The following is a 14,205-nucleotide window of genomic DNA, read 5'->3' on the forward strand; positions in this document are numbered from 1 at the left end:
GCTGAGGATGCTTGTCAGCCAAATCGAACTGAATGCTCCAAGGCTGAGGATGCTTGTCAGCCAAATCGAACTGAATGCTCCAAGGCTGAGGATGCTTGTCAGCCAAATCGAACTGAATGCTCCAAGGCTGAGGATGCTTGTCAGCCAAATCGAACTGAATGCTCCAAGGTTGAGGATGCTTGTCAGCCAAATCGAACTGAATGCTCCAAGGCTGGGGATGCTTGTCAGTAGTTTCAAGATATGGATTCAAACTTAAACTTAGTAATAATAAAGTAGCTAACACACCTGCAAAAGCAAATTTTTTCATGATTCTTCCCACTCCTCATTAATTGTCAGTAAGCTTTTAAAAGCTTCATTAGATTTTTTAAAAGCTATCGAAGCTTTATAGAAATCATTTTCCATAACGTAGGTATTTCCTAATAAACAAAAATAAAAACCTATTTCAAAATGTTTATTTTGAGATTTAAGTACAGGAATTAAACTTTCAATAAATTGTTTTTCAAAATCCTCGGTTCTATTTTCCATGAAGTAATACAGGCACATGAATTCACTATAAACTGCTTTAAAAGAATCATTAGATGGTGTAGATAAACTAAGGTTTTTTTCTTTAATCATGTTATAACCTTTATACAGTAATTGTTTTGCCTCAGACATATTGTTTAATTCAATGTAGCATTTTATCATGAGGCAGTACCCTAACAATATATCCGAAGTGTACTCATAAGGTTTAAATTGCAATGCGTTTTCAAGATGTTTTAACGCTAATTCAAATTCTTGGAATTGGAAAAAGAAATATCCATAATTATATTCAGTATCAAACTTTAATGGTTCATGATCTAATTTACTGCCAATAGTCAAAGCGTGCTTAAAATGTTCTTTTGCTTTCTTAAAGTTACCATTTCTCTTTTCATTAATGGCAATCGTAAGATGACACTCTACTATCCTCTTTGGTACGAATTCTTGTTGATAAATTTTTAAAGCCATTTCAGAATATTTTTTAGCCAAAGTAATATGCCAGCCTTGTGATGCAGCAAGGCCTATAGAATAGTATAGATCTCCTAATTCCGAAGTAGAAATTGTTGAGGGAGCAATCTTATCTGCGAGTAAATAGGTTTTTAACGATTGTTCGAAGTCTCTTAAAATATAATTGTAATTTCCATTATATTTATGAAACAAATAAAATTGTTCTTGATTCATAAACTCCTTATAACCTTCGATTTCTCTGATTTTATCTTCAGCACTATCCAAGTCTCCTGTAATTATGAAATAGCGGATTTGTTGAATGTTATATTCCAATTCCACATCTTCATTAGCATGTAATAGTGGGTGATTATATATATCAGCATACTGTTCCATAATTTTAGCTTTATTCTTAGGATGTAAAAGCGAGTTCTTAAAATTTTTGACCAATACATTACCTACCGGATTTTCTTTTGGTGCAAGAGGAATTTCTAATTTTTTACAAATTGCTTCCAACTCACTTAATGACGGCTCTTTGGTGTCACTTTCAATTTTTTTAAGTTCTCTAACTGAGAGAATATCGGCAGCTAAATCTTCTAAACTCATTCTTTTTTTCAATCGATTGTATTTAATCCGCATTCCTGTTTCCATTGATTCTCTCCTTTCCGTTTGCATGGGCATAACTTTAATCATCCATGTAGGAAAGTTACTTTCAAACTTCTCCGGAACTTTAGAAAAGTGCGAAGTAGTAAGATTGTTTAGTACGATAATTTCCGCCTCCACATCTTAAGTATACTTTAGTATATCTCTTTTTTTACCATCTTATCATCAATTTTCAAAATAAACTGCTTTTTTTATTATGCTTTACGGGAAATATAATAAAAAGGTAAAAAATACCTATTATAATTTAGTGTTCGGGTAAAGTTGGCCACAAATATTTATTCAGTATTTACACAAAAAGTTTAACGGTTCCAGGCTTAGGGGTAAAGTAGCGTAATGACAAATATCTTTTTTGGAGGTTCTTATTATGGAAAAAGAGAAAAATGTGTTAGCTGTGGTGTTTTCCGAGGAAGATCTGATGCACAAGATCGATGATCTGAAAAAACAGGGCTATAGTGAAAGTGACATACATCTTGTGGCGCAGGACAGTGATCGTCTGGATTCGATTGAAAACCGGACTGGAGCGGAAGGTGAAAAGGTTAATTCCTTTAAAGATAAATTCAAAGGCTTCATCAGCGGTGAAGGCAGTGTCCGGGAAGGGATTAAATCCCTCGGCTTGAACGAAGAGGAAACGGAGCGTTATACTGCGGATGTCGCTAAAGGCGGAATCCTGCTTTATACAGAAGAGGAGCGCGCCGGAATATTGGAAGCGTTAGAAGAAGGGGAATTGAATAATGCAGAAGGAACTGACCCCTCTGATGAAAAACGCCATCAATATATCAACTCCGTTGATAATAACTTTGATGAACAGGAAGACAGATTTGCCCATGGCGAATCTTTCCTCAACGATCCTACTTTGATTAAAGATGACAATCACTTTTCATTTACCACACAGGAGAAACCTGAAATCAAAAAGGCGAGAGGCGGTACAAGCGAAGCCGAAAAGCATACAAAGAGTGATAAAAAGTATAAATAAAAATCCCCCTTTCTTATAGAAGAAAGGGGTTTGTCATATCTTCTTAAATGCCGTTTCCGTATTTCGTTTTTCTGGATCAGAGTAGATGGCATTATAGATAGGTTTTATTTTTCAGATAGTTCGGGTAAACAAAAATAAGACGATTTTACAGGAGGCTGAAAAGATAATGGAACCGACAAACAGAGAATTTGAAATTGTATACAGCCAGGAAGAAATGGAACAACGGATAGAGCAACTGAAGATGCACGGTTACAGTGAAAGCGATATTCATGTACTGGCAAGGGACAAGGATGTTTTCAATTCCTATGAAAGCCGCTCGAATGTCGACAAGCAAGAGGCGGAATCATTTTCCACCAAATTCAAATCTTTCTTCAGTGGGGAAGATGCCGTCGATTCCAGGTTGAGAGACCTGGACCTCGATGAGCCAGCAGTGCAAAGATACAGTGAAGATATTAAAAAAGGCGCAATTCTGTTGTATACGGATGGCCAGTCATTCGGAAGGGAAAGAGACAATGCTGCTTCCTTCGGTGACGATACCAGAACCGTTGATATTGACGAAAGCAAACGGAATACCGCATTTACTCCATTCGGACGGGATATTGAGCGGGATGGACAAAAGTTCAATGATGAAAAAATCAGAGACCCGGATGTACGAGCTGATATTGACCGTGACAGAACAGAAACGGCAGAGCCGTCTTCTCGGCCGATTGCACGGGATTCAGAAAGAATCTATACCTCTGAAGTTCGTCGCGAAGATCAGCATGCCGATCCTGGCTATGGCAACAAGACCAGAGACTCTCGTCTTGAAGGCGATACCATTCATCCGACTACGGATCGTAAACACGAAGATGAAGCTTCATTGAAAGAAAAAAGCTTTGATCATGAACCACAACTGGAGACGGAAGCTCAGGAAGAAGACCTGAACCGGGAAGAAGGGATAAACCGGAGACAGGATGAACCTTCCCCTGGTGTGGATCCCAATCTGGGACCGGCTCCATTTGGCAGAGATTCGGAAGAAGAACATCTGATCAGAGGCAATGATGATCATCAGAACCGCGATAGAAACGGGAACGACGATCCGAAACATAAGCTTGACGGAAATGATGATGTGGATAACCGCCAGAATCCAAGAGATGCGAGACCATTCCACGAAGACGTCGAAAAGAAAACATCTACACCACCTACACCAAGACTATTTTAAGCAGCCGCGGTATGTGTCCTGCTGCTTACTTAGCAGGACACAAAAAGGGTTCCGCTCAAGTGAATGAGCGGAACCCTTTTTTTAAAAAATTCCAATTAAAATCCGGCCAAAACGGCCGGATGTAAATTATTTGTCCTTGTTCATCTTGTTCTTGAAATCACCGGCAGCATCCTGGAAGTCACCTTTTGTTTTATCCGTCTTACCTTCCCGCTGCTTTTGTTTATCATCAGTGGCATTGCCTACCTGATCTTTCAGTTCGCCTTTGCCTTTGCTGACTGCACCTTTTACTTTATCTGAAAATCCATCTTTGCTCATATCCTGTTCCTCCTTCTGTTCATTTATCTTTTGTATATCCGAATTTAGAGGAACTAAACGTGCAGAGGGCAGTACTGATATAAAAAAACCTTCAGTGAATCACTGAAAGTTTTTTGGTACAGGCTGATTTTGAATGGCTTCGAGAGTCTCTTCTGCCGCATTCTGAATGCTGGTGCAAAGATCTTCTTCTGCTAATCGTTTTAGGGTGTTGAGCGGTGTAAACGAATTCTTCGCCACACTTTCCCTGACTTCGGCATGTTGGTCCATGGATAGGTCGACAAGTAATCCTGCGCAAGTAATGGTTTTGGCCAATTCGGCTCGTTCTGTATGCTGCATTTTCAAAACAGCTGCTTCATCCCGATCAGACCAGTCCGTTAAACTTGTATAAAATTGCAGATTGCCATTCATGCTGTATTTGCACCCCTGTATTTTTAAAATATTCTAACTATATTTTATTATAACAGGTTCCAACAGAAATACTACTAAAATCAATTTGGGTGTGACGGCGAATTATGAAAATTTTACTGGTGCGGGTGACTTCGTTCTATGCCTGCATACCGCTGACAGTTTCGCTCAGCGGAGGTTTATATTGAAAACGAAGGAAAGGCAAAGATTCCCACGGCCGGATCCGGCGAAATTCACAGTGAGCAGCGTGGAAAATAAAACTAACGGCACGTATAATCCGGCTGGAAATCCGGTTACTATGGAAGAGCTTGTGAAAATTTCAGCTTTCCTAATATGAAGGCTGTTTGGGTTGACGTATCCAACAGCGGAATTAAAGCAGTTCAACTGCATTTTTCGATGCCAAAATTGAAGAATCCGAGGAAGGGTTTCTATTGGAAATAACTGCAAAACCTCGTTTACGGCCAGGCGGTTTTGAAGTCCGGTGAAACAGCAGGATCAATTCTTCAGTGAACATCCTTTTCCGAAAGCAGTGAAGTAAAAACAGGGATAAGGCAGTAAAAAGAAAGGAATAAGGAATGCGGGTGCTTTCAAAAAGCTGTCGTTAAAATGCGGAACTATTTTTGCCCGCTTACGTCTAAATGGAATAAGAAGGAAGATGTGCCACAGGTAAATTTGTGCTATAATAGCATTGGATTTCTATGTGTATACGAATTTTTGAGGAGGAAAGATATGTTATACCTCGTTTTGGTTTTGGCGTTTATTGCTTCAATTCTCCTGACGCCTCTGGTAAAGCGGCTGGCTTTCAGAGTTGGAGCAGTGGACCGGCCAAATTACAGGAAAGTCCACGCGCGAATTATGCCGCGGCTCGGTGGATTAGCCATATTTGGATCGTTTTTGATCGGCTACTTCATTTTAAAGCCGGTAGATCCGATTTCCAATGCAGTTGAACCTGCTTTCATACCGATTACAACAGCCATTATTATCGGTGCATTTATCATAATCATTACGGGTTTGTTCGATGATATGCTTGAAATCACAGCGAAAGCCAAAATGCTGGGGCAGTTATTGGCGGCTACCATTGTTGTAGTTGGCGGCGGACTCGAAATTTCATTCATCAACCTTCCCTTCGGGGGGGAAATCGATTTTGGTTATTTCAGTATCCCACTGACGATTATTTGGATTATCGGGATTACGAATGCCATTAACCTGATTGATGGACTGGATGGTTTAGCGGCGGGTGTTTCTTCCGTGGCTCTGATCACTCTCTCCATTATGGCCTTTATTATGGGCGATGTGTTTGTCATGTCGACAGCGGCTATCCTGGCAGCCAGTTCCATCGGGTTCCTCGTTTATAATTTCCATCCGGCGAAGATATTCATGGGGGATACCGGGGCGCTATTCCTTGGCTTTATGATTTCGGTACTGGCCCTGATGGGATTCAAGAACGTAACGATGGTGGCATTGATCATTCCGATTATCATGCTGGGAGTTCCGATTTCGGATACTTTCTTTGCGATTGTAAGGCGTGTACGTGAAAAGCAGCCGATTTCTGCTGCCGACAAATCGCATTTACACCATTGTCTGTTGAATATCGGATTTTCCCACAGGCAGACAGTTCTGATCATTTATGGCATTGCCGCATTGTTTGGACTGGCAGCATTGCTGTTCTCACAGGCAACTTTGTGGGGGGGGTTACTTCTTCTGGGAGTGATGCTTCTGGCCATCGAATTATTCGTGGAAGTTGTTGGACTGGCAGGGAAAAATTACCGTCCATTGATTAATCTGGTCAAAATGATCGGCAAGTAAAAAGACTGATTACAAATCATCAGATTTGTAACCAGTCTTTTTTATTCGTGAAAATAGTTGAAATAGAAGAAGGCAGGCCTGGGATGGCCTGCCTTCTCTTGCATTCATTCGTTATTATAGGCTGCATTGCCGAACTCGGATGCATCACTGTCAGAGAAAGAGGAAGTGTCGGGCTTCAGCCCTAAATGACTTTGCAGTATATCCTGGACTTCCATCAGGGACTCTTGCTCAAGTTGCCAGTAATAGATTCCTGTCGACATATCATCATAGCCATCAAGTGTGATGGTTTCAACATCCGGTTTGCCGTTTTTGGCGTATTCAAAAAACGACTGCATGTCCTTGAAAGTAAGGTTCGTTTTCATGTTGTCACCGACTGCATCGATGACATCGGCGTACTTGGTAAAAGAACCGGCAGATACAGCTTTGTCCATAATCGCCTGCAAAATCATCTGCTGCCTTTTTCCGCGTTCAATGTCATTATCGTAATGGCGTGTCCGGGCAAGGGCCAAAGCTTCACTGCCGTCAACTTTCTGGATGCCTTCGTCGAGGCTGATGGCACCTGCGTTATCGAACTCATCCTGCTCTTCCAAATCGTAAGGAACATCGACAGTAATGCCGTCAAGTGCATCAATTACATCTATGAACGCTTCAAAATCCATTCTGACGTAATAATCGACAGGAATCTCAAGCAGATTTTCGACAGATTCAATTGTCGAACTTGGTCCGTTATAAGCGTAGGCATGTGTGATTTTGTCTTCTTTTCCTGCATCCGGTATAAATGTGTAGGTGTCGCGCGGGATACTTACCAGCTTAACTGATTTGTCCTCATTGTTGAGGGTGGCGAGAACCAACGCATCCGATCGGATACTGCCGGAATTCTGATCGCGTTTGCTGCTGTCGTCGACTCCGATGAACAGAATCGAAATATCATCATGGAGCGGTTCCACTTTTTCATCGCGCAAATCGGACATTTCACGGTCGCCTGCAGTTTCAAAGGCATTGTTGGCGGCATTCTCAGCTTTTTTGACCAAGTAGATGCCATATGCGGAAATGCACAGCAACAACGATACTGCAAGAGTCAATGCAATTTTGATGGCGGTCCTTTTTTTGGATGATTTTGATTTGCGGTATTTTTTACGGTTCATGGTTATGGCTCCTCTGAGTGGGAATGGGCTAACCGAGTGTCGAATTCAGGTTTTTCCAATCGATTTCTTCTATATGAAAAGTGTAAGATTTTATAAAACACAAGATAGTATTGCAATCTACTTATTATACAGCGTTTTTAGGCTTGAGTAAATATTGGTGCTCAAGTAACGGGGAATTCCAGATATTCCTTTCCCGTGCAAATGGAGGAAGATTGGCCGTTTGTCAGATCTTTAATCCACGCTGTGAAACTTTCTTCTTCAGCAATCGGAACATGCACGTATAGATTGACCCCTTCGGCATAGTCAATGTCTTTCAATGGATAATCGGACTGGCGGACTTCGTTTTCCACTTTGCCGAGCCAGGTGTAATCGATTGAGATTTTCATCAGGGAATGCAGGCGCCTTTCGACGATGCCAGCAGCTGACAGTGCTTCCGATGCCGCTTTTCCGTATGCGCGGATCAGTCCGCCACTCCCTAATTTAACTCCTCCAAAATAGCGGGTTACAACAATCACGGTATCTTTTAAATGCTTCTTTTTCAAAACTTCCAGTATTGGAACGCCTGCAGTTCCGCCAGGTTCCCCATCATCGTTCGCTTTTTGGATGGAATCATGTTCTCCCAGCATATAGGCTGAGCAATTATGGTTTGCCGATCGATGCTGTTCTTTAATGGAATTGATGAAATTGAGCGCCTGCTGCTCCGATTCGGCTCTGGCGGCACAACCGATGAATCTTGATTTTTGTATAAGCAGTTCAGCACTGGCCGAACTGCCCGCAGTCATGTAAGATTCTCGCAATTTAAAACCCCCTGTTGTAAAATAGAATCAGATAATTTGTAATGTATATTTAATATTACCTTACTTATATAGTGATATACTTGTAAAAGCCTATACAGGCATAAAGAAGCAAGAATTGTCACATCAGCAAGGAGATTATCTAAGGCGGTTTTGAAATGTCCCAAAAAAAAGATGGAAAAGAATTGGATTCCATTTATGATGGATTGCTCTCCAAAATGGAGCAGTCCAAAAAAGATATTTTCATGATAAGCGAGCAAAGTCGCCGGGGTTATGAAGAGATGAAGGACGAACTTGAAGAAGTGCGGCTGAACATTTCTGCTGTCATAAAAACCGGTGATTTACTGGAAGAAAAAACGCGGGCCGCAAGAAGGCGCCTGGCAGAAGTTTCGGGTTCATTCAATTCCTACACGGAACAGGAGATTCGCCAATCTTACGAAAACGCCAATAATTTGCAGCTCCAATTGTCGGCCAACAGATCCGAAGAAAAGAAATATCGTCAAAAACGGGATCGGCTGCAACGGCGTCTGCAGGCTTTACTACAGACTATTGAACGGGCTGAGAGGCTTGTCAATCAATTGAATATCTCCATGAATTATCTCTCTTCCGATTTGGACGAGGTTGAAGATGCCATCAAAAAACCACAGCTAAATCACGATTATAGCCTGCGGATCATCGAAGCGCAAGAAGAAGAAAGAAAACGGCTGTCACGCGAAATCCATGATGGACCGGCGCAGATGATGGCGAATGTTCTGCTCAGGTCCGACCTGATCGAACGGACCTACCGTGAAAAAGGTCCTGAACCGGCGTTTCGGGAAATCTCTTCCCTTAAGGAAATGGTCCGCCACGCCTTGACGGAAGTCCGCCGGATCATTTATGACCTCCGGCCCATGGCTCTTGACGATTTGGGGTTGGTGCCTACTCTCAGGAAGTATCTTGAAACCATCGAGGGTTACAATCCTGGTGCCACTCTTGCTTTCGATTGCCACGGCACTGAAAGAAGATTGCCGTCAACTTTTGAAACGTCAATTTTCCGGCTGGTCCAGGAAGCGATTTCCAATGCGCTTCGGCACGGCAAAGCAACAGCCATAGAAGTGAATATGGAATGGCTGAAAGGACACGTGAACATTGCCGTCAGCGATAATGGCACCGGTTTTGATCAAAGCATTGTGAAAAACCAATCATTTGGATTGATCGGGATGAAAGAACGGATCGATTTGATCAATGGAGATTTCATCATAAATTCCAGTCTTGGGGAAGGAACAGTCCTGATGTTTCAAGTCCCCTATGAACTGGGTAAATAAGATACGGTATTTGAGGAGGACAACATAATGACGAAAATTATTATTGTAGACGATCACCAATTATTCCGTGAAGGAGTAAAAAGGATTCTTGACTTCGAAGACACTTTTGAAGTTGTTGCCGAGGGCGGCGACGGAACGGAAGTCATAAAGTTGTATGAAGAAAACAAACCCGATGTCATATTGATGGATATCAATATGCCCCAGAAAAACGGTGTGGAGGCGACGGGAGAGCTGATGGAGAAACATCCGGAAGCGAAAGTCATTATGCTGTCGATTCACGATGATGAATCCTACGTAACCCATGCATTGAAGACTGGTGCACTTGGTTATATGCTGAAAGAGATGGATGCTGAGGCAATTATTCAGGCCATCAAAGTTGTGGCCAAAGGCGGATCTTATCTTCATCCGAAAGTTACCCGCAATCTCGTGATGGAATTCCGCCGTCTGAGTGAACGTGAAAACAAAGGATCGTTTCATCAAACTGAAATCCGGCGTCCATATCACCTGCTTACGAAACGTGAGAGTGAAGTCCTGCAGTTATTGACGGACGGACAAAGCAACCGGGTTATTGGTGAAACTTTGTTCATCTCAGAAAAAACGGTGAAAAACCACGTGTCCAGCATTCTTCAAAAAATGCAGGTGAACGACCGTACACAAGCGGTCGTTACAGCGATTAAAAATGGCTGGGTGGAAGTACGATAATAAAATTTTCAGTGCGCTGGCTATTGCCATCGCACTTCTTTTATTTCACGCATAAAAAAACAATGGGCTGCAGAAGTAAAAAGGCGGCAGCACTTGATTTGCCAAGGATATTGACACAGTTTCTTCATTGAAATATAGAAGTTCCTGTGTCAAAATGAAGCGCAGGAGGAATGCCCGATGAAAAAAATGACACTGGCAGTGGGGTTGATGCTGCTTTTGACAGCATGTTCAGATGAGAATAATGAGGCTGAAAACACAAATTCGGTCGATGACAGCAATCTGGAAAATGAAAACAATACATTAGACCACGGCATGGAAGACAAATCCGCCGGCTTCACGATGACCGATGATGGGCAAGTGATCGAAGCGCAAACTCCGGAAGAAGAAAAAGCGGCGCTTCTGGAAGCATACGGTGAATACATCGCAGCGTTTAATGCTGAAGACATGGAACGTTATATGGCCATCATCGCTGAAGAGCCGGAAGGTTTTGATCGTGACGAAGACAGGCTTGCGCTTGAGGAGGCGTTTGCAGCGTATGACACAGAATACACCACTTCGAACGAGACAATTGTTAAGTTCACACCTGAACGAGCGGAAGTATTCGCTGAAATTTCAGTGAGTGTCTCAGAGGAGGAGTCAGGTGCTGAAACTCAGCAGACCGGCAGACAAGTGGTGATTTTCAAAAAGGAAACTGCCGGATGGAAAGTAAGCGGCCTTCACTTTATAGGCAACCAATAAGTGCCCTTCCCGTTTCCGGCGGGAAGTTGTTTTATGTGTAGTCATTTGTGCATTATTTGATAAAATAGAGAAGGAGGATGGTGTATGGTGAAAACAGCAGTAGTTACCGACAGCACGGCATATCTTGAAGCAGCTGTCCGTGAAAAGCACAATATACATATGATTCCGCTCCAGGTCACTTTCGGATCGGAGTCGTTCGAGGAAGAATGTGAATTGACGTTTCAGGAATTTTACGCCAAGTCCGAAACCCAATTGCCGAAAACCTCACAGCCTCCAATCGGTAAATTCATCGATTTATACGAGCAATTGGCAGAGCATTACGACGAAATTGTGTCCATTCATCTGTCCAGTGGCATCAGTGGAACGTTTTCCGGGTCAGTCCAGGCAGGGCAGATGGCTGAAAACGTGGAAGTCTTTACTTTTGACTCCGAGATATCGTGCGCGATGCAAGGGTTCTATGCGCTGGAAGCGGCAAAAATGGCGAAGCAGGGGGCAGGGGCCAGGGAAATCCTGAGCAGGCTCGATCAGATGAAACATTCGATGCGCGGCTATTTCATGGTCGAAGACCTGAAACACCTCCAGCGCGGAGGAAGGTTGTCGGGGGCCCAGGCAATGGTCGGCGGCATGCTGCAAATAAAGCCATTGCTGCATTTCCGCAATACGATGATTGTTCCTTTCGAAAAAGTGCGCACCCGCAAAAAGGCGTTGAACCGCATGGTGGCTTTGCTGGAGGAAGACGTTCGCTCGGGGGAGCCGATAAAAGCTTCCATCATCCATGCGAACCGCGATGAAGAAGCTGTCCAGTGGAAAAAAGAGCTGGAACTGCGGTTCACTTCAGTACAATTTGATATTTCTTATTTCGGACCGGTAATCGGTATCCATTTGGGAGAAGGCGCAATGGGCCTTGGCTGGGTGAAACAGTAACCTGCCGAGGCTTTTTTTACCCCTGAACCAGTCTGTGCAATACAATATTTTCTGGTATTGATTTTAATTTGCAAAGGAGTTGGAGCATGAAAGAACTGCAGGATTTTTTGCTTGGCAGAATCTGGCTGCGCGAATTTACGCCTTTTCCGAAAGAAATGATTGAGCAAGCGGTCAGGGAAGGATTCGTTGCCGTTCATAAAGGCATCACGGACGGATTGCAATGCGCCCGGTGCCTGGAAAATGGACCGGAAAAAATTGTGGCCTTCAGATGTGCAAGATGCGCTGGCCAATGCCATTACTGCCGCCACTGCATCCGGATGGGCAGAGTCAGTTCGTGCACTGATCTGATCAGCTGGAAAGAACCCCATGTTATTGCCCCTTATTCCCATTCATTCAAATGGAATGGCGAACTCACAAACCTCCAACAACAGGCTTCCGACGAACTTGGGGAAAGCCTGCGACAAAATAGGTCCCATCTGGTATACGCTGTCTGCGGTGCAGGAAAAACTGAATTATTGTTTCCACCGCTTCATCAGGCGCTCTCCCAGGGAAAACGCATTTGCATTGCGGCTCCCCGTACGGATGTGGTGCTGGAATTGTCGCCGCGGCTAAAAGCGGTTTTTCCGGACATTATCATCCATACGCTCTATGGCGGCTCAACTTTTGAAAAAGGTTTTGCTCAACTGGTCATGGCCACCACACATCAACTCTACCGGTTCCAAAAGGCTTTTGATCTGGTAATCGTCGACGAAGCGGATGCTTTTCCGTATTCCTATGATCCGGCACTGGAGCGCGCAGTTTCCAAATCGTTAAAACCGGGCGCCCCGGTTTTCTATGTTTCAGCAACGCCTTCCCAAAAATTATTGGAAAGCGTTCCGAATCAATCAAAAATATTTCGCCGTTTTCATGGTCATCCGCTGCCAGTTCCCATCTATCAACCGCTCTGGAATTACAAAAGAGCGTTCCGCTCCAATAGGATTCCGGCAAAACTGGTCGAATGGATCAAACAGAAATTGGAACAGCAGGAACCCTTCATGCTTTTTTTCCCGACAATCGAAATGATCCGTCAGGCTGAACCTTTATTCAAAGAGATGGACAGCCGTATTGAAGCGGTCCATTCCCAAGATGCCGACCGGAAAGAAAAAGTCATGAAACTGCGGCGAGGAGAAATTCCTGGCATCCTCACGTCAACAATACTGGAGAGGGGCGTCACCATCGATAATGTGCAGGTCGGCGTAGTCGGGGCGGATGAAGAAGTTTTTGGGGCATCAGCGCTGATTCAAATGGCGGGACGCGCCGGACGGTCAAGTATCTTTCCGGATGGACAAGTCATATTTTTTCATAATGGCGTATCCTGGCAGATGGACAATGCGCGCAAGCTTATAAAATCCTACAACAAGGCGGGGTGCAGGTGAATTGTTATTTATGCGGCAATAAAATGGCGTCAGATCCCTCCTGGAGAGATCTGTTCTTTTTGGATAAACCAGAAACCATCTGCAGACTCTGCAGGGATTCGTTCGAACAGGCCCCTGCCGGCTGTCGGATCTGTGGAGCTTCGGGCCTGGAGTTATGCGGCGAGTGCAGCCATTGGGAAACAACGGAATTCGCTGCAGTGCTCGACTCTGGAAAATGCCTGTATTCCTATAATCCGGCTATGAAAGAATTTTTCCATCAATACAAATTTCTGCAGGATGCGGTTTTGGCTGAGGTGTTTGCAGAAGAACTGGCGAAATCAATCAAGAAAACCAGAGCGGTTGCCGTGCCCATTCCAATGAACCACTTGAAGTTAAAGCGACGGACTTTTGCGCAGGTCGACAGGATGCTGGAATTTGGAGGGGTGGACTACCTGCATCTTCTTATTAAAAACGAAGAAATCCAGGGGGAGAAAACCAGGGAAGAGCGAAGGGAGACGCGCGGCTTATTTGCACTGAACGGCCATCCCTTGCCCAAGAAAATTGTACTGGTTGATGATATGTATACGACCGGAACGACGCTGCGGCTTGCCGCCAAACTGCTGAAGGATGCAGGAGCTGAGGAAATCACTTTTGTAGCGCTGATACGGGCTTAACAAAGAATACTTAGCATTAAAAAGACGGCCAAATGGATGCCCGTCTTTTTTAGTATGATGGTTTTTGGAAAGCGCTTTTCGATGTCCAGACTCCAGCGGGCCAGCTCTTCGGGTCATAAGCCAGCTCAGCTGCGCGGCGGATGCCGCTTCGCTGGTCTGTCTTATGCCTGTCAGAGCTTAACGGGCGCTGTCGCTTTTCGATGTCCA

The 14,205-nt window shown here is 43.8% G+C and carries 15 protein-coding genes; 9 read left to right on the plus strand and 6 right to left on the minus strand.

Annotated features, from left to right (window positions below; genetic code table 11):
• Together DIJ65_RS16370 and DIJ65_RS00210 are read right to left on the minus strand one after the other, a co-directional pair.
• A partial coding sequence (locus tag DIJ65_RS16370) for a hypothetical protein (RefSeq protein WP_221930598.1) occupies positions 1–307 on the minus strand: 307 nt, incomplete at its 3' end.
• Complete coding sequence (locus tag DIJ65_RS00210) at positions 304–1,611, minus strand: helix-turn-helix domain-containing protein (RefSeq protein ID WP_117299807.1); 1,308 nt, start codon at positions 1,609–1,611, stop codon at positions 304–306. The genes DIJ65_RS16370 and DIJ65_RS00210, both read right to left, overlap by 4 nt.
• Positions 1,612–1,987: 376 nt before the next feature.
• Here DIJ65_RS00210 and DIJ65_RS00215 point away from each other — a divergent pair, with 376 nt between their 5' ends.
• Both DIJ65_RS00215 and DIJ65_RS00220 read left to right on the plus strand, forming a co-directional pair.
• A complete protein-coding gene (locus DIJ65_RS00215; RefSeq protein ID WP_117299805.1) occupies positions 1,988–2,596 on the plus strand; it encodes a YflT domain-containing protein in 609 nt (202 codons plus the stop codon).
• Positions 2,597–2,762: 166 nt separating this feature from the next.
• Positions 2,763–3,797 (plus strand): YflT domain-containing protein, encoded by a 1,035-nt coding sequence (locus tag DIJ65_RS00220; RefSeq protein WP_117299804.1) that lies wholly within the window; start codon positions 2,763–2,765, stop codon positions 3,795–3,797.
• Between the two features lie 126 nt (positions 3,798–3,923).
• On the opposite strand, the gene DIJ65_RS00225 is transcribed toward DIJ65_RS00220, so the two are convergent.
• Entirely contained in the window at positions 3,924–4,112 is a 189-nt protein-coding gene (locus DIJ65_RS00225) for a CsbD family protein (protein ID WP_117299802.1), read from the minus strand.
• A gap of 99 nt (positions 4,113–4,211) precedes the next feature.
• Positions 4,212–4,520 carry a hypothetical protein gene (locus DIJ65_RS00230; protein ID WP_117299801.1) on the minus strand — a complete coding sequence of 103 codons (309 nt, stop codon included), beginning with the start codon at positions 4,518–4,520 and terminating at the stop codon, positions 4,212–4,214.
• 726 nt (positions 4,521–5,246) lie between these two features.
• Here DIJ65_RS00230 and DIJ65_RS00235 point away from each other — a divergent pair.
• Complete coding sequence (locus DIJ65_RS00235) at positions 5,247–6,323, plus strand: glycosyltransferase family 4 protein (RefSeq protein WP_117299799.1); 1,077 nt, start codon at positions 5,247–5,249, stop codon at positions 6,321–6,323.
• Between the two features lie 104 nt (positions 6,324–6,427).
• On the opposite strand, the gene DIJ65_RS00240 is transcribed toward DIJ65_RS00235, so the two are convergent.
• Positions 6,428–7,468, minus strand: coding sequence for an LCP family protein (locus DIJ65_RS00240; protein ID WP_117299797.1), 1,041 nt, complete (start codon positions 7,466–7,468; stop codon positions 6,428–6,430).
• A 161-nt stretch (positions 7,469–7,629) separates the two neighbouring features.
• Entirely contained in the window at positions 7,630–8,265 is a 636-nt protein-coding gene (locus DIJ65_RS00245; protein ID WP_117299795.1) for a YigZ family protein, read from the minus strand.
• Positions 8,266–8,420: 155 nt separating this feature from the next.
• Here DIJ65_RS00245 and DIJ65_RS00250 point away from each other — a divergent pair, with 155 nt between their 5' ends.
• The 6 genes from DIJ65_RS00250 to DIJ65_RS16445 all read left to right on the plus strand — a co-directional run bounded on the left by DIJ65_RS00250 (position 8,421) and on the right by DIJ65_RS16445 (position 13,998).
• Positions 8,421–9,566, plus strand: a complete 1,146-nt coding sequence (locus DIJ65_RS00250; RefSeq protein WP_071152009.1) for a sensor histidine kinase — start codon at positions 8,421–8,423, stop codon at positions 9,564–9,566.
• Positions 9,567–9,593: 27 nt separating this feature from the next.
• The gene (locus DIJ65_RS16745) at positions 9,594–10,268 is read left to right on the plus strand and encodes a response regulator (protein ID WP_071152008.1); all 675 of its coding nucleotides are present in this window, start codon (positions 9,594–9,596) and stop codon (positions 10,266–10,268) included.
• Positions 10,269–10,445: 177 nt separating this feature from the next.
• Positions 10,446–11,006, plus strand: coding sequence for a DUF4440 domain-containing protein (locus tag DIJ65_RS00260; protein ID WP_071152007.1), 561 nt, complete (start codon positions 10,446–10,448; stop codon positions 11,004–11,006).
• An 87-nt stretch (positions 11,007–11,093) separates the two neighbouring features.
• The gene (locus tag DIJ65_RS00265; RefSeq protein WP_071152012.1) at positions 11,094–11,930 is read left to right on the plus strand and encodes a DegV family protein; all 837 of its coding nucleotides are present in this window, start codon (positions 11,094–11,096) and stop codon (positions 11,928–11,930) included.
• Between the two features lie 86 nt (positions 11,931–12,016).
• Positions 12,017–13,345: an ATP-dependent helicase ComFA gene (locus tag DIJ65_RS00270; RefSeq protein WP_117299793.1), complete on the plus strand. Its 1,329-nt coding sequence runs from the start codon at positions 12,017–12,019 to the stop codon at positions 13,343–13,345.
• A complete protein-coding gene (locus DIJ65_RS16445) occupies positions 13,342–13,998 on the plus strand; it encodes a ComF family protein (protein WP_230321280.1) in 657 nt (218 codons plus the stop codon). Before DIJ65_RS00270 ends, DIJ65_RS16445 begins: the two co-directional genes overlap by 4 nt.
• Positions 13,999–14,205: the final 207 nt, after the last annotated feature.

This window comes from Planococcus salinarum (assembly GCF_007004625.1).
GTDB lineage: Bacteria > Bacillota > Bacilli > Bacillales_A > Planococcaceae > Planococcus > Planococcus salinarum.

Excerpts from the sequence above, each read along its gene's own strand:
- DIJ65_RS00210 (WP_117299807.1), bottom strand. The coding sequence starts at position 1,611 with ATGGAAACAGGAATGCGGATTAAATACAATCGATTGAAAAAAAGAATG.
- DIJ65_RS00215 (WP_117299805.1), top strand. The coding sequence starts at position 1,988 with ATGGAAAAAGAGAAAAATGTGTTAGCTGTGGTGTTTTCCGAGGAAGAT.
- DIJ65_RS00220 (WP_117299804.1), top strand. The coding sequence starts at position 2,763 with ATGGAACCGACAAACAGAGAATTTGAAATTGTATACAGCCAGGAAGAA.
- DIJ65_RS00225 (WP_117299802.1), bottom strand. The coding sequence starts at position 4,112 with ATGAGCAAAGATGGATTTTCAGATAAAGTAAAAGGTGCAGTCAGCAAA.
- DIJ65_RS00230 (WP_117299801.1), bottom strand. The coding sequence starts at position 4,520 with ATGAATGGCAATCTGCAATTTTATACAAGTTTAACGGACTGGTCTGAT.
- DIJ65_RS00235 (WP_117299799.1), top strand. The coding sequence starts at position 5,247 with ATGTTATACCTCGTTTTGGTTTTGGCGTTTATTGCTTCAATTCTCCTG.
- DIJ65_RS00240 (WP_117299797.1), bottom strand. The coding sequence starts at position 7,468 with ATGAACCGTAAAAAATACCGCAAATCAAAATCATCCAAAAAAAGGACC.
- DIJ65_RS00250 (WP_071152009.1), top strand. The coding sequence starts at position 8,421 with ATGTCCCAAAAAAAAGATGGAAAAGAATTGGATTCCATTTATGATGGA.
- DIJ65_RS16745 (WP_071152008.1), top strand. The coding sequence starts at position 9,594 with ATGACGAAAATTATTATTGTAGACGATCACCAATTATTCCGTGAAGGA.
- DIJ65_RS00260 (WP_071152007.1), top strand. The coding sequence starts at position 10,446 with ATGAAAAAAATGACACTGGCAGTGGGGTTGATGCTGCTTTTGACAGCA.
- DIJ65_RS00270 (WP_117299793.1), top strand. The coding sequence starts at position 12,017 with ATGAAAGAACTGCAGGATTTTTTGCTTGGCAGAATCTGGCTGCGCGAA.